The sequence below is a fragment of the Bradyrhizobium sp. McL0616 genome, assembly GCF_049993385.1.
GTDB lineage: Bacteria > Pseudomonadota > Alphaproteobacteria > Rhizobiales > Xanthobacteraceae > Bradyrhizobium.
In genome coordinates this window covers 7,355,664-7,370,895 of the sequence record NZ_CP188255.1, presented here as the reverse complement: position 1 = coordinate 7,370,895, position 15,232 = coordinate 7,355,664, and the positions used below count along the sequence as shown (strand labels likewise).

At 65.4% G+C, this 15,232-nt stretch carries 12 protein-coding genes; 6 read left to right on the top strand and 6 right to left on the bottom strand.

Annotation, left to right across the window (positions count from 1 at the left end; translation table 11 throughout):
* The first annotated feature begins 5 nt into the window (after positions 1-5).
* Both ACPPVR_RS35345 and ACPPVR_RS35340 read left to right on the top strand, forming a co-directional pair.
* Positions 6-3,317: a carboxyl transferase domain-containing protein gene (locus ACPPVR_RS35345; protein ID WP_426611135.1), complete on the top strand. Its 3,312-nt coding sequence runs from the start codon at positions 6-8 to the stop codon at positions 3,315-3,317.
* A 95-nt stretch (positions 3,318-3,412) separates the two neighbouring features.
* On the top strand, positions 3,413-5,269 hold the full coding sequence (locus tag ACPPVR_RS35340; protein ID WP_426611134.1) for a sigma-54-dependent Fis family transcriptional regulator: 1,857 nt from the start codon (positions 3,413-3,415) through the stop codon (positions 5,267-5,269).
* A 30-nt stretch (positions 5,270-5,299) separates the two neighbouring features.
* Here ACPPVR_RS35340 and ACPPVR_RS35335 read toward each other — a convergent pair whose 3' ends face one another.
* The gene (locus ACPPVR_RS35335; RefSeq protein WP_426611133.1) at positions 5,300-5,854 is read right to left on the bottom strand and encodes a flavin reductase family protein; all 555 of its coding nucleotides are present in this window, start codon (positions 5,852-5,854) and stop codon (positions 5,300-5,302) included.
* A gap of 57 nt (positions 5,855-5,911) precedes the next feature.
* The gene (locus ACPPVR_RS35330; RefSeq protein WP_426616245.1) at positions 5,912-7,009 is read right to left on the bottom strand and encodes an LLM class flavin-dependent oxidoreductase; all 1,098 of its coding nucleotides are present in this window, start codon (positions 7,007-7,009) and stop codon (positions 5,912-5,914) included.
* 219 nt (positions 7,010-7,228) lie between these two features.
* Between ACPPVR_RS35330 and ACPPVR_RS35325 the strand changes: the two genes are divergently transcribed.
* The 3 genes from ACPPVR_RS35325 to poxB all read left to right on the top strand — a co-directional run bounded on the left by ACPPVR_RS35325 (position 7,229) and on the right by poxB (position 10,606).
* Positions 7,229-8,143 carry a 2-dehydro-3-deoxygalactonokinase gene (locus tag ACPPVR_RS35325; protein WP_426611132.1) on the top strand — a complete coding sequence of 305 codons (915 nt, stop codon included), beginning with the start codon at positions 7,229-7,231 and terminating at the stop codon, positions 8,141-8,143.
* 13 nt (positions 8,144-8,156) lie between these two features.
* Positions 8,157-8,789: a 2-dehydro-3-deoxy-6-phosphogalactonate aldolase gene (locus tag ACPPVR_RS35320; protein ID WP_426611131.1), complete on the top strand. Its 633-nt coding sequence runs from the start codon at positions 8,157-8,159 to the stop codon at positions 8,787-8,789.
* A gap of 80 nt (positions 8,790-8,869) precedes the next feature.
* Positions 8,870-10,606, top strand: a complete 1,737-nt coding sequence (gene poxB, locus ACPPVR_RS35315; protein WP_426611130.1) for a ubiquinone-dependent pyruvate dehydrogenase — start codon at positions 8,870-8,872, stop codon at positions 10,604-10,606.
* Here poxB and ACPPVR_RS35310 read toward each other — a convergent pair.
* Together ACPPVR_RS35310 and ACPPVR_RS35305 are read right to left on the bottom strand one after the other, a co-directional pair.
* The gene (locus ACPPVR_RS35310) at positions 10,603-10,968 is read right to left on the bottom strand and encodes a hypothetical protein (RefSeq protein WP_426611129.1); all 366 of its coding nucleotides are present in this window, start codon (positions 10,966-10,968) and stop codon (positions 10,603-10,605) included. The genes poxB and ACPPVR_RS35310 overlap by 4 nt on opposite strands.
* A 67-nt stretch (positions 10,969-11,035) precedes the next feature.
* On the bottom strand, positions 11,036-11,959 hold the full coding sequence (locus ACPPVR_RS35305; RefSeq protein WP_426611128.1) for a PaaI family thioesterase: 924 nt from the start codon (positions 11,957-11,959) through the stop codon (positions 11,036-11,038).
* Between the two features lie 147 nt (positions 11,960-12,106).
* On the opposite strand from ACPPVR_RS35305, the gene ACPPVR_RS35300 reads away from it, so the two are divergent.
* The gene (locus tag ACPPVR_RS35300) at positions 12,107-12,421 is read left to right on the top strand and encodes a hypothetical protein (protein ID WP_426611127.1); all 315 of its coding nucleotides are present in this window, start codon (positions 12,107-12,109) and stop codon (positions 12,419-12,421) included.
* Between the two features lie 42 nt (positions 12,422-12,463).
* Here ACPPVR_RS35300 and ACPPVR_RS35295 read toward each other — a convergent pair whose 3' ends face one another.
* A complete protein-coding gene (locus tag ACPPVR_RS35295) occupies positions 12,464-13,933 on the bottom strand; it encodes an amidase (RefSeq protein WP_426611126.1) in 1,470 nt (489 codons plus the stop codon).
* Positions 13,934-14,044: 111 nt separating this feature from the next.
* The gene (locus tag ACPPVR_RS35290) at positions 14,045-15,163 is read right to left on the bottom strand and encodes a ring-opening amidohydrolase (protein ID WP_426611125.1); all 1,119 of its coding nucleotides are present in this window, start codon (positions 15,161-15,163) and stop codon (positions 14,045-14,047) included.
* Between the last annotated feature and the right edge of the window lie 69 nt (positions 15,164-15,232).

Below are 15,232 nucleotides of genomic sequence, written 5' to 3'. Positions count from 1 at the left end.
GCTGCATGTCGTTCAAAAAGCTCCTGATCGCCAATCGCGGCGAGATCGCCATCCGCGTCGCGCGCGCTGCCGCCGATGCGGGTATTGCGACGGTTGCGATTCATCCCGCGGATGACGCGCTGTCGCTGCACGTGCGTGTTGCGGACGAGGCGGTCGAAATCCCCGGCCGCGGCGCGCGGGCCTATCTCGACATCGAGGCCGTGGTGAAGGCGGCGAAGACGGCTGGCTGCGATGCCGTGCATCCCGGCTATGGCTTCCTCAGCGAGAATGCGGCGTTCGCGAAAGCCTGTGCGGACGCGGGCATCGCCTTCGTCGGACCGAAGCCGGCGGCGCTCGAACTGTTCGGCGACAAGGTCGCAGCGAGGAAATTGGCCAAACGCTGCAGTGTGCCGATCATCGCCGGCACCAGCGGTCCGTCGTCCCTCGAGGAGATTACGGCATTCTTCATCTCGCTCGGCAACAATGCGGCGATAGTGATCAAGGCAATGGCCGGCGGCGGCGGCCGCGGCATGCGCGTTGTCGAGAACGCGGCCGATCTCGTGGAAGCCTATGCGCGGTGCCAGTCCGAGGCCAAGGCGGCGTTCGGCTTCGACGGCGTCTATGCCGAGCGGCTGGTCCGGCAGGCGCGCCATATCGAGGTGCAGATCATCGGCGATCGTCACGGCGCGATCTCTCATCTCTGGGAGCGCGAATGCACCATTCAGCGGCGCCACCAGAAGCTCATCGAGGTCGCGCCGAGCCCATCGCTTGACGAGCCGTTGCGGGGCCGCATCATCGAGGCGGCGAGGCAGCTCGCGGCGGCTGCGTCTTACGACAATCTCGGTACCTTCGAGTTTCTCGTTGACGGCAGCGCCGAGGACAGCTTCGCCTTCATCGAGGCCAATCCGCGGCTCCAGGTCGAGCACACCGTCACGGAAGAAGTGCTCGGGCTGGATCTCGTCCGCGCACAGCTCGCGGTCGCCGCAGGCAGCTCGCTGGCCTCGCTCGGTCTGGCGCAGGGATCGATCCCGAAGCCGCGCGGCTACGCGATGCAGCTCCGCGTCAACATGGAGACGCTGGACGAGACGGGTGCCACGCATCCGACCGGCGGCGTGCTTGCCGTGTTCGAGCCGCCGTCGGGCCCCGGCGTCCGCGTCGATAGTTTTGGCTATGCCGGCTACAAGACCAGCGCCGCCTTCGACTCGCTGCTGGCCAAGGTCATCGTGCATACGCCGGGCGAAGGCTGGCACGATGTGGTCGCGAAGGCTTCGCGCGCCTTGCGCGAGTTCCGGATCGACGGCGTCGTCACCAACATCGCGTTCCTTCAGGCCGTGCTCGCGCATCCCGATTTCAGGACCAACCGCGTCGCGACCGACTTCATTGATCGCAACATCGCAAAGCTCGTCGAGGCGGCCGATGGCGCGGCCAAGCCGCTCTACTTCGCTGCGGCTGATCGGATTGGCGGCCACAGTGCTGAGATGCATGTCGCGCAAGTCGTGCCCGAAGGCGCGGTGATGGTCGCGGCACCCCTGCAAGGCACCATCGTCACCATCCAGGTGAAGGAGGGCGAGATCGTGCGCCCGGGCCAGCAGCTCGCCGTGATCGAGTCCATGAAGATGGAGCATCTGGTCATGGCCGAGCAGGGCGGCCGTGTCATGAAGCTCGTCGCCGGCGACGGCGTCACGCTGATGCATGGCGAGCCGATTCTCTATCTCGAGCCGCTTGACGTGGCGGCCGATGCGTCGGCGCAGGAAGCGGACGTCGATCTCGACCACGTTCGTCCCGATCTTGCCGAGCTGATCGCGCGCCAGGCCAACACGCGCGATGCGAACCGCCCGGCCTCGGTCGAGCGCCGCCGCAACACCAACCAGCGTACCGCACGCGAGAACGTCGCGCAGCTCGTCGACGACGGCTCGTTCATGGAGTATGGCAGCCTCGCAATCGCGGCGCAGCGGCGTCGGCGCAAGCTCGACGATCTCATCAAGAACACGCCGGCCGACGGCCTTGTGATGGGTGTCGCCACCGTCAACGCCGAGAAGTTCGGCCCGGAGGACGGGCGCTGCATCGTCGTGGCCTATGACTACACCGTGCTCGCGGGCACGCAGGGCCATATGAACCACAAGAAGATCGACCGCATGCTCACGCTTGCGGAGGACTGGCGCGTTCCGCTGGTGTTTTACGCCGAGGGCGGCGGCGGCCGGCCCGGCGATACCGACCGGCTCGGCATGACCGGCCTCGACGGCCCGTCCTTCGTGCAGTTCGCGAGACTCTCTGGGCTCGTGCCTGTCATCGGTGTCGTCTCCGGCTATTGCTTCGCCGGCAACGCGGCGATGCTCGGCTGCTGCGACGTCATCATTGCGACGAAGAACGCCTCGATCGGCATGGGCGGCCCCGCGATGATCGAGGGCGGCGGCCTCGGCGTCTATCATCCCGCCGAGGTCGGGCCGGTCTCCTTCCAGTCGCCGAACGGCGTCATCGACATCCTCGTCGAGGACGAGGAGGAGGCGACGCGGGCCGCGCAAAGATACCTGTCCTATTTTCAAGGCGCGGTGACGGAGTGGCAGGCGGCCGACCAGCGCCTGCTCCGCCGCGCCATCCCCGAGAACCGTCTGCGCGTCTACGACATCCACAGCGTCATCGACCTCGTCGCGGACAAGGACTCCGTGCTGGAGCTGCGCCGCGACTACGGCGTCGGCATGATCACCGCGCTGATCCGCATCGAGGGCAAGCCGTTCGGCCTGATCGCCAACAATCCGCGCCATCTCGGCGGCGCGATTGATGCCGACGCCGGCGACAAGGCCGCGCGCTTCCTCCAGCTCTGCGATGCATTCGACTTACCCGTCGTCTCGCTCTGCGACACGCCCGGCTTCATGGTTGGCCCGGAAGCCGAGAAGACCGCTATCGTGCGCCATGTCTCGCGCATGTTCGTCACCGGCGCGAGCCTCACCGTGCCGCTGTTCGGCATCGTGCTGCGCAAGGGCTATGGGTTAGGGGCGCAGTCGATGATCGGCGGCGGCTTTCACGCCTCCTTCTTCACCGCGGCGTGGCCGACCGGCGAGTTCGGCGGCATGGGCCTGGAGGGGTACGTTCGCCTCGGCTTCCGTAAGGAGATGGAGGCGATCGCCGATCCCGCCGAGCGCGAGACCTACTACCGCAACAAGGTCGCGGAGCTCTATGCCAACGGCAAGGCGGTCTCGATCGCCTCGGTGTTCGAAATTGACAACGTCATCGACCCCGCCGAGACGCGACGTTGGATCATGGCGGGCTTGAGGTCCGTGCCGAAGCCGCCGGCGAGGACGGGGAAGAAGCGAAAGCGGCCCTGCATCGACACGTGGTGAGCGCAGTGCAGCAATAGCTGCGTTCCGGTTCCCGATTGACATCCCCGCCTGTGGTGCCAGACTTTGCACAATAATACAGGGTGGAGACGTCTGCGATGGCCAGCCTTTCGGCCTCGAACCATGTCGCCCGTGTCTTGTCCGTCGCCAATCATGTGGCCGACGTCGATGCGGAGTCGCGGATCGCGACGTCGTGGCGGCGCTGCCTGATCAGCCACAAGCTCGACCCTGCCCGTCAGGGCCCGCCGCAAACGCTGACCGAAGCCGAGGTTCGGCATGTCGCCGAGCCCATGGAGGAGACGATCAGGCTCGTCACGCCCGAGCTCGACGATCTCGCCCGCGTGCTGCGCGACGCCGGTTATTGCGTCAATCTGGCGGATGTGAACGCGACCATGCTGTTCAGCCGTCTGCCGGGCGAAGCCGACGCAAAGATGTTCATGGACTGGAAGATCTACACTGGTTCAAATTTCGCCGAAACTTTTGAGGGCACCAACGGGCTCGGCACCGCACTGGCCGAGCAGAGGCCGATCCTGGTGCATCGCGACGAGCATTTTCGCGCGCAATGGCACATGTTCTCCTGCGCCGTGGCCCCGCTGTTCGATCAGGCCGGACGTCTTGCGGGTGCCATCAACATCACCTCCTGCCGGGAGGACCTCGAGCGTGCCGCGCATCAACTTGCGCTCGCGGTGACGATGGAGGCGACTCGGCGCATGGAGGGCGCGATCTTCCGCGATTACTTCCGTAACGCCTGGATCGCAACCGTGCCGGGTGATGGCGGAAGTGGCCTGCTCGCCTATGACGATGATCGCCGTATCGTCGGCGCCTGCCGCTCCGCGCGTGCCCTGCTCAGCCTCACCGATGGCATGATCGCGTCCGGCATCGATCTGTCGCGCTATCTCAGGTTCGATCATGGGGCTGGTCGCAGCGCAAACGAGCTTGTCAAGCTGCGCCGCGCCGATGGCAGTGCGTTGGGGCGGGGCCACGTGGCGCCGCCGTTGCGCGCAAGTTCGCCCGTTCCGCGCCGCGATATGCCGGCCGACCGCTTCGATGCGCTGCATCAGCTTGCCGGCCGCGATCCCGGCCTGATCAAAAGCGTAAAACGGCTTAGAAGCATCGGCGATCACAATCTGCCGGTGCTGCTGCATGGCGAGACTGGCGTCGGCAAGGATGTCTTTGCGCGTGCCATTCACGCCGCGAGCGGTCGCGCTCGCAACAATTACGTCGCGCTGAACTGCGCGGCGATGCCGGAAAGCCTGATCGATGCCGAGCTGTTCGGCTACGAGGCCGGCGCCTTCACCGGCGCGCGCCGCGATGGCTCGAAGGGTCTGATCGTGCAGGCCGACGGCGGTACGTTGTTCCTCGACGAGATCGGCGACATGCCGATCGCGCTGCAGACGCGCCTGCTGCGCGTGCTGGAAAACCGCGAGGTCTGGCCGCTCGGCGCGCTCAAGCCCGTGCCGGTCGACATCCGCCTGATCAGCGCCACCCATCGCGATCTCGGCCGCATGGCGGAAGAGGGCGCCTTCCGCGCCGACCTCTATTTTCGTCTCCGCGGCATGGAGGTGCGATTGCCGGCACTGCGCGAACGCGCCGACCGGGGCGACGTCATCCGCCAGATCGCGCGCGAAGAGGCGCCGAACTGCCGCCTCTCAGAAGAAGCCTGGTCGCTGCTGTCGGCCTATCCGTACCCAGGCAACATGCGCCAGCTCCGCCACGTGATGCGGCTCGCCGGATGTACGGCGGAGGACGGCGTCATCACTGACGCCGATCTCGATCTGCCGCCGTTTGGGGGCCGCGCGGCGGAGCCAGATCTCGCGGCAGCCGAACGCGCGACCATCATCGAGGCCCTGCGCAAGCATGGAGGCCGTGTGACGGAAGCGGCACGTGCGCTGAAGCTGAGCCGCGCTACGCTCTATCGCAAGATCAAGCAGTTGAAGATCGAGACCGCGCAGTAGCAAGGGGAGAAGGGAAGACAGCGCCGCTCTCTACGAAAAGTCGCTCCAACTCAAATGCCGCGAGTCGAGATCTCCGACTGAGACGGTGCCGCGGATTTCGTGAGGGACGTGGAAACTGCTGCGCAGATAGACAAGCGGCGCCGCTGCGGCCGAATGCGATACGTAGCGCACCTCGCCAACGAAGATCGAATGCGTTTTGGTCTCGAACTCCTGCGCCAGTGCGCAGTCGAATGCGGCGACGGCATCCGTCAGCACAGGCGCGCCTGTAGTCCCGCGCGTCCATTGTCCGAACGCAAACCGGTCGTCGCCGTTGACACCCTTCTGGCCGCTGAAGGTGAGTGCTAGCAGCGCGTGGTCCTCGTGCAGGAAGTTGATGGCGAACGCACCTTCCTCGCGGATGCGCGCGTGTGCGCTGGCGTTGCGGTTGACGCAGACGATCAGCGAGGGCGGATCGTCCGACAGCGAGCAGGCGGACGTCACCGTCAGCCCTGTGCGCTTGCCGTGTTCGGCGCCCACCGTCACCAGCGCGACAGCGCCAGCGCACTGGCGCATCGCCTGTTTGAAGTCCTTTGCATCGACGCTCACGCCGAAATCTCCGAAATGAATGCGGGTGCGGCACGATCGCGCCGCACCCGCGTCGGGTCAAGCCGCCCTGCGCGCGCTGCCGAGATGCTTCAGGCGCGGCATCACCTCGTTCTTCAAGAGCGACAGCGAGTGGTGCCAGGCTTCCGCCTTGTGCTTGTAGTCGAAGCCAAACACCAGGAGCACGCCGAACCCGCCGACCTCGTCGTAGATCTTCTCGATCTTTTCGGCAACGGTCGATGGCGAGCCGACGACCCAGTTCCGCTTGGCGCAATATTCGACGGTGACGTCGCTGTCGGGCACATCGGGCGTGTGCTTGAGATAGTCCTTGAAGCCGAAATGGCCGAGCAGCGGCAGGAAGTATTCGCCCATCATCCGGCCCATCATGTCGCCGGTCGAGAGCTTCCAGGCCTCTTCGTCGGTGTCGGCGACGAATACCTCTCGCACCAGCCGCCAATCTGCGCGGTTCGGCTTGCGGCCGGTCTTGGCGGCGCCGATCTCGACCGAGTCCCAATGGCTGCCGACATAGGCCGGGTTGAGGTTGAGGCTCATCGGAATGAAGCCGCGCTCGCCGGCGAGCTTCAGCGTGTCCGAGTTCTTCGACAGCCCGGCGACGCCGATCGGCGGATGCGGCGTCTGCAACGGCTTGATGTGGGGCTTGAGGAAGTCGAACATCGTGTCCGGCTTGGTCACCGTCCAGAACTTTCCCTTGTAGGTCCAGGGCGCGGGATCGCTCCACATCTTCAGGATGATCTCCAGCGCCTCGCGCGTCATGTCGCGGTTCTGGCCGCTCATGCCGTCGACGTTGAACATCGCCCAGTCGCTCGGGAGGCCGCTAGCCGCGACGCCGAAATTGAGCCGGCCGTCGGAGAGGTGGTCGAGCATCGCGACGCGGTTGGCCAGCTCGGCCGGATGGTGATAGGGCAGCAGGAAGCCGCCCGGCCCGATGCGAATATTCTTGGTCTGCATCAGCGCCTGCGCGATCAGCAGGTCCGGCGTGGGATTGGGTTCCCAGGGCGCGGTGTGGTGCTCGCCGACCCAGGCCTCCTGATAGCCGAGCTCGTCGAGCCAGCGCATGACTTGCAGGTCCCAGTCGTTTCCTTCCTTCAAGCCGCACTCCGGCGGGTGCGAAGGCATCGTGAAATAGCCGATCTCCATGGGTTTCCTCATCTGATGTTGACGCGTCTTGTTGCGCGGTTCACGGATGTGAGCGGGGAGGCTTCAGCAAGCGGTGTGCCATCGTTGTGAGCGCCTCAGCCCTGCGAGAAAAGGCTGGTTTGCGGCCGCAATAGCCGATATCCCGGGGCAGATTTACGCACGCGCCGTCTCATTGTCGCGAGACGATGTCTTGCCGGTGAGACGAGGATACGCGTTGAGATGACCGAACCCGCCTATGTCGCGGTGGACTGGGGCACCAGCAGCTTTCGGCTTTGGCTGGTCGATCGTGCTGGCCAGGTGCTGGCCGAGCGCCGCAGCGACGAGGGTATGTTGGCTGCGGCCAAGGCCGGCTTTGCCGGCGTGCTGCAATCGCACCTTGCCGCGGTCGAGTCGCCGGGTCATCTGCCCGTTCTCGTCTGCGGCATGGCCGGTGCGCGCACCGGCTGGGTCGAGGCCGGTTATGTCGACACGCCGGCGCCACTCCCTGCTGTCCTGAAGCAGGCCGCGCGCGTGCCGGGCGAGGCGCGCGACATCCGCATCCTGCCTGGCATCGCGCAGCGCGACGTCAAGGCGCCCGATGTGATGCGCGGCGAGGAGACGCAATTGCTCGGCGCGCTTGGTCTGGACGCCGCAGGCGAAGCGCTGGTCTGCATGCCCGGCACGCATTCGAAATGGGTACGCGTGAAGGACGGCACCGTCGAACATTTTTCGACCTTCATGACCGGTGAGCTCTTCAGCGTCGTGTCGCGCGAGACGATCTTGTCGCTCGCAGTCGCCGGCGCTGATGACGCCGAGGATGTCGTCAGTTTCAAGATGGCGGTGAAAGCCGCGTACGAAGCACCGGCCTTCGCCGCCAATCTCCTGTTCGGCGCGCGGTCGCGTCAGCTCCTGTTCGGCGGAACGCCAGCCGCAGCACGCGAAACGCTGTCGGGCACCTTGATCGGAGTCGAGCTGGCGGCAGGACTGTCCGGGACGTTGCCGAAGGCTGGAGTCACGCTGATTGCGTCGGGGCGGCTTGCGATGCTGTACCTGCTGGCCTTTGACGCGCTCTCGGTCGCGGTGAAGCCGATCGATGCGGATGAAGCTGTCCGCCGCGGCCTGTCGATGGCAGCTGCGGCCATCTGGACGACATAGAAGGATTCCTGAGATGAGCATTCCCTTTCCGCCGATGAAGCGACCCCTGGTCGCGATCCTGCGCGGCGTGAAACCCGAGGAGACCGAGGCCATCGTCGGCGTGCTGATCGAGGCCGGCATGACCGCGATCGAAATTCCGCTCAACTCGCCGGATCCGTTCCGCTCCATTGGTGTCGCCGTGAAGCAGGCGCCGGCAGGCGTGTTGATCGGCGCCGGCACAGTGCTGACGGCGCAGGATGTCGATCGTCTCCACGATGTCGGCGGCAAGCTAATGGTCTCGCCGAATGTCGACCCGGAGGTGCTGGCGCGTGCGCATCAGCACGGCATGGTGACGTTGCCGGGCGTGTTCTCGCCGACTGAGGCGCTGCTTGCGGCGCGCTCCGGCGCATCGGGCTTAAAGTTCTTTCCGGCAAGCGTGCTCGGTGCGTCCGGCATTGCCGCGATCCGCGCCGTGCTCCCGGTCGGCGTGATGATTGCCGCCGTTGGCGGCGTCTCCGACCAGAATTTTGCGGAGTATATCAAGGGCGGCGTCACTGCCTTCGGGCTCGGCTCCAGCCTCTACAAGCCCGGCATGACCTCGGCCGACGTCGCCGCGCGCGCGAAGGCGACGATCGCGGCCTACGATCGGGCGATTGTGAAAGACTGAAGCAGCAATAAACAAGCCGTGATGCCGTCACAGCGGCTTTGTATCCTATCTTGCTGCACCCGCGAGATCAGGAGACCGACATGGCGATCAACAACGTGGCCGATCTGTTCGTGGCAACGCTCGAACAGGCCGGCGTCAAGCGTATCTACGGCATCGTCGGCGACAGTTTGAACGCTTTCACCGAGGCGCTCCGGCGCCGCGGCACCATCGAATGGATTCACGTCCGGCACGAGGAGGTCGCAGCCTTCGCGGCCGCCGGTGAAGCCGAGATGACAGGCAGCCTTGCGGTGTGCGCCGGTTCCTGCGGCCCGGGCAATCTGCATCTGATCAACGGCCTGTTCGACGCGCATCGCAGCCGTGTTCCCGTGCTCGCGATTGCGGCGCAGATTCCGTCGGCCGAGATCGGCGGGGGCTATTTCCAGGAAACCCATCCGCAAAACCTGTTCCGCGAGTGTAGCCATTATTGTGAGCTGGTCTCGGATCCGAGTCAGCTACCTTATGTGATCGAGAACGCGATCCGCGCGGCCGTAGGCCTGCGCGGCGTTGCCGTGATCGCCATGCCCGGAGATGTCGCTTTCCGCACGCCGCCGAAGCGCGCGCTGTCGACGACGCGCGGGCTTGCGCTCTCTGCGCCCAAGGTCGTGCCCCAGGCTGACGAGTTGAAGGCGCTCGCGGACCTCCTCAACGGCGCCGAGCGCATCACACTGTTCTGCGGCCGCGGCTGCGCCGGTGCGCATGCGCCACTGATGCAGCTTGCGGAAGTGCTGAAGAGCCCCATTGTGCATGCGCTCGGCGGCAAGGAGCATGTCGAGTACGAGAATCCCTACGACGTCGGCATGACCGGATTCATCGGGTTCTCCTCGGGCTATGCCGCGATGCACGCCTGCGATGCGCTGGTGATGCTCGGCACCGATTTTCCCTACAAGCAGTTCTTCCCGACCGACTGCCAGGTCGCGCAGATCGACATCCGTCCTGAAAATCTCGGCCGGCGCTGCAAGATCGATCTCGGCCTCGTCGGCGACGTCAAGCTGACCATCGAGACGACGCTGCCGCTGCTCAAGACCAAGACACAGCGCAAGCATCTCGACGACGCCGTCGCGCACTACAAGAAGGCGCGCGAGGGACTGGATTCGCTCGCCAAGGGCACACCGGGCAGCAAGCCGATCCATCCGCAATATCTGGCAAAAGTCATCAGCGACCATGCAGCTGAGGATGCCGTGTTCACCGCCGATGTCGGCACGCCCACTGTGTGGGCGGCGCGCTATCTCGACATGAATGGCCGCCGCCGGCTGATTGGCTCGTTCGTGCACGGCTCGATGGCCAACGCCATGCCGCAGGCGATCGGCGCGCAGGCCTCGCAGCCCGGCCGCCAGGTGATCTCGCTGTCGGGCGACGGCGGCTTCACCATGCTGATGGGCGATTTGATCACGTTGACGCAGATGAAGCTGCCGGTGAAGGTCGTGATCTTCAATAACGGCGTGCTCGGCTTCGTCGCGCTGGAGATGAAGGCGGCCGGTTTCGTCGACACCAATGTCGACCTGGAGAACCCCGATTTCGCGGCGATGGCGCGCGCGATGGGCATCTTCGCCAAACGCGTCGAAGATCCCGGCGAGCTTCCGGGCGCGGTGAAGGAGATGCTGGCCCACAACGGACCGGCGCTATTGGACGTCGTCACCGCCAAGCAGGAGCTGTCGATGCCGCCGACCATCACGCCCGAGCAGATCAAGGGTTTTAGCCTCTGGGTGCTGCGCGCGGTGATGAACGGCCGAGGCGACGAGGTGCTCGATCTCGCGAAGACCAACCTGCTGCCGCGCTAACCGCGCTTCGCCGAGGGTAAGGGCAACCGTTCGTGGCGGCGCTGGAAGCGCTGCCAGTGCAGCACGATGCCGATCAGCACTGCGGGGACGAAGCCGAGCGCGATCAGCCAGTGCGGCAGCTGCTTCGGCGAGATGAAGGCGATGGCGATGTCGGAGATCAGCCAGAGTGCTGCGAACATCACCGCGAAATCAGTGCGCGGGCAACGCAGATAGTAGAACACGGCGGTGATGATCACGGCGGGCCCGATCGCGATGGCGATCATGACCGCCGTCAGCTCCTTCGGCGTGACCGCGTCAAGCACCATCGACGCCAACAGCCAGATGGCGGCAAACATGGCAATGATGTCGATCGGATGCCGCAACCCAATACCTTTCGCGGGGAACGCGCTATCGTTGAGTCCTAAGCCCCGGCCGTCAAGTAAAATACGCCTATTCCTCGTCGTTTCCAGGCGTCGGGCGCAGCATGAAATGACCGAAAGCGGAGGCGATCGGCTTGTCCGGATCGTTCTGCCAGGCCCCTGCCTCGAAGGCAACGATACGCCCGCCCTGTTTCACGATCGAGACATTGGCAAAGCTGTCGCGGGCGCGGCCGGAGCGCAGATAATTGACGGTCAGCCCGATCGGCTTCGGCAGCGCGGCAATCCCGAGTTCGCGCCTCACACCAAAAATCGCGGTGGTCTCGAGGAAGGCGCCGGTCATGCCGCCATGGATCGCGGGCAGGATCGGGTTGCCGATGATCATTGGCGAGAACGGCATCATCAGCGTGCCGTCGTCGTTGACGCGAATGCCGAGGCAGCGCGCGAAAGGGCTGTTGGCGAAGGGGCCGCCCGGATCCTCCGGCGCTTCCAGTGTCGCGATGGCGCGGTTGTCGAGCCTGATGTCCGCGAGCATGTTGGTGCGGTTGGCGCCGATCATGAAGCAGGCGGTGGCGGTGGCGACTGGATCGTCCTCGGAGTCCTGATAGGCGGTGGAGCGTACGAAGGCGATCGACCGCGTGGTGCGATAGCAAACCGAATGCGCCTTGATGTCCAGGCCGGGCGTCGCCGGCTTCTGGTAGTCGATGCGCAGGTCAAGCGTTGCGATCGCGCTCGTGCCGTCGAGCGCGAGCTGCACCGCCATGCCGCAGCTCTCGTCCAGCATCGCGGTGACGACGCCGCCATGCAGCACGCCGGTCTCGGTGTCGCCGACGAAGACGGGACGGTAGGGCAGGCTCGACCAGGCTTCGCCCGGTGCGAAGCGGTCGAGCCGGAGTCCGCTGATATGGCCGTAATCGGAACGGCGGCCCTTGATGGCCTCGGCGAGTTCCTCAAAGGCAAGCGTGGTCGGTGGGCTGGACGTAGACGAGTTGGACATGGTGACGTTCTAGACCAGTGCCGCGCGCGGCGCAAAACATCGCATGCACCGCGCTTGCGCCGGGTCTGCCGGGGCCGGTTTGGTCTCGACAGAGCGGACCGAAGCAACGATGGTGGGCGTTCGCCCACTGCCCGCGAGGAGTATCCCATGGCCGACCCCGAAACGCCCGCCAATCAGGGGCCCGTCACCATTTCGAGCTCCAGCTCCGAGCGGGCGCCGATCATTTATTTCGACGGCGCGTCCTGCTTCGGCCACCACAACGGCGCGATCCAGATCGAGCTCGCCGCCAACCTCCTCCTGCCGGTCGGCGCCGCCGTCCGGGTCGACGTGGTCCAGACCGCGCATCTGCGTTGTAGCGTGGCCGCAGCGCTTGCCTTACGCGAAGCGCTCGACAAGGCGCTTGCGATGTACAAGCTCGGACAGCAGCAGCCGACGGAGGAGATTCCGGCGGTGAAGAATTGAGGGCTGCGCGATCGCATCTCGATGCGACCACGCCTCACCGCTTCAGCTCACGTGTACCTTCGGCTTCTTGCCGTCGTTCCACTTGCCGTCAAGCGCGCGCTCGATCTGGGCGGCGAGTTGCAGCAGCAGGCCGTCATTGGCTTGCTTGGCGATGGCCTGAATGCCGAGCGGCAGGCCGTGCTCTTGGGTTGCCATCGGCATCGAGATCGCGGGCATGCCGCAGAGATTTGCGAGCGGCGTGAAGGCGAAGAAGCGCCAGAGATTGCCGAACCAGTCGAGCACGTCCGGATTGTCGGAGATGGTGAGATATTCCCTGGTGCCGACTTTCGGGGTCGGCAGCGCGGTGATCGGCGTCAGGATCACGTCCCACTGCTCGAAGAACGCGCCGAAGCCGCGCGATGTCGTGTTGAACACGCCTTGCATCTTGGCGCGATCGGCGAAGCTCGTCTGCCGGCCGGCTTCCCAGATCCTGATGTTCATGGGCTCGATGAGGTCTTCCGGCGGTTTTTCCAGCCCGCGTGCGGCGAGCATGTTGGAGATCACCACCGCGAAATTGCTGATGTAGCAGGTGGTCTGCGCCTCGAAGGCGGCGCGGAAATCGAGCTCGGGCAGCGCATAATCGACGTGATGGCCGAGGCCTTCGAGGAAGCGGCCGGTCTTCTCCAGCTCGGCTGCGATCTGCGGCGTCGCGGTGTAATCGCCCCAATTGTTCGACAGCGCGATGCGAAGCTTGCCCGGATCGCGCTTGATCATCTCGGAGTACGGCTGCGCCGTGGTCCAGAACGGCATGAACTCACCAGGCGCAGGTCCCCTCGCATGATCGACGAAAGCGGCGGTGTCGCGCACGGAGCGCGACTGGCAGCCCTGGATCGAGACCAGGCCAGTGAGATCGGACATGTGCGGGGCGAGCGAGAACACGCCGCGCGAGACCTTGAGCCCGATATTGCCGTTGACGCCGGCGGGAATGCGGATCGAGCCGCCGCCGTCGGTCGCATGCGCGATCGGAACCACGCCCGCCGCAACCATCGCGGCGCTGCCCGCTGACGAGCCGCAGGTGGTGTAGTCGGTGTTCCAGGGATTGCGCGTGACATAGACAGCCGGATTATCGGCCGAGCTGCATACGCCGAATTCAGGCGTCGTGGTGCGCCCGATCAGGTTCAGTCCCGCCTGGCGCAATTTGCCGGTCAGGAACGTGTCGGCGGTGGCGCGGTTGCCGCGCATCAAGAGCGATCCCATTTCCTGGAGCCGGCCCTTCATGGTCGGGCCGAGGTCCTTCATCAGGAAGGGCAGGCCGGCAAAGGGACCGGCGAGATTGGCGCCGTCCTTGGCGGGATCGGCGATCACGTCCTCGAACAGCTCGACCACGCCTGACAGCGTCGGATTGACCTTGGCGACAGCCGCGGCGGCCTGGCGTGCCAATTCCTTTGCCGTCAGCTCACCCTTGCGGACGCGCGCCGCCAAGCCGACACCATCGTGCTGCGCCCATTCGTTCCAGCTCATCGGCAAAGTCATGAAGTCAAAATCCCCTGGGGTGCGGCGTCACCTTTTTCGCAAGGGCCCGCGTGAATCAACTGAGCCGGCGCGAAGGGCAGGGTTGCGCCGGGCGGAGAGGTCGCCGCGTCATTAGGGCAGCCGTGCGATGACCGCAACCGGCCCGCCGCCGGCCGGTCCCTGGTGCTCGGCCCCGCCGGAGACGTAGATCGCGCCGGTGCCGGCGAGACCGGCAATCAAGCCGCCAACGGCTGCGCGGGCGTGGCGTGTCGAGCTGATGTCGGTGTCTTCGAGCATGGTATGGCGGAAACCGCGCACGGCGCCGTTCGGCGAGGCCTCGGCCTTTGCGAAGATGTTGACGAGCTTGCGGCCCGCTGTTGCCTGCGGCGCGACGCCAAGTCCAATGTCAAGGCCGACGCTGTTCAATGCTGACATCACTGCGGAGGAGTCGATCGCATCGCTCATCACGGCATGCCCGATCTCGAATTCGCTCGCGGACGACGCTGAATTGCCGAACACGATGATGACATTATGCATCAGCTCGATCCCGGACGAGGTGGAGGCGACCGATGAGAACAAATCGTAGCGTCGCAGCACGTCCTCATCGCGGATGTCGGACGTGATCTCGCCGAGCGCCACCGCAACCCCGAGCGCAGAGGCGCCGCGCGAATAGGCCATCGAGGCATAGGCGCTGGTCGTCGCCGTCTTGTTGCCGCGTGCGCTTGCCGCCTCGACGCGATCGCTGGTGAGCAGCGGGCATTTGATCTGGACGAAATGGACATCGGCGGGATCGGCGATCCCGGCATCCGCCATCGCGGCCTTGACAGCCTTGGCCGTCTCCGCGATCTGCGCGGAGCGGCCAAGCTCTTCGGGCAGGAAATCGCGGGTGTGCGCCATGCCGATGCTCAGGCGCTTGCCGGAGACGTTGGCCGGGCGCTCGGCCTCGCGGCGCGTGAACACCGTGATATGCGGGCTGAGCACGCCTTCGGTACCGCCGGACATCACGAAGGCGATGCGCTGCTCGACCTCCTGCGGCGACAGGCCGAGCTGCGGCGCCAGCGCCGTGCAAAGTGCAGCAACGGCATATTCCCGGGTGAAATCATTGACGCCGCCATTGCCCTCGGTCTTGCCGAGGATGGCGAGGATCGATTTGGGGTCGATCGTGCCGGAGCCAATCATGGCCATGAGGCCGGAGACGTCGCCGGGGCCCTTGGTGGCGATCCTGATGACGCCGACCGATGTCGTCCGCATTGATAGTCCTCGTGTGGAGTTCATGGGTCCGGCGCGTAAACCAGCCGTGGAACCGGGGCAGCTGTCAAG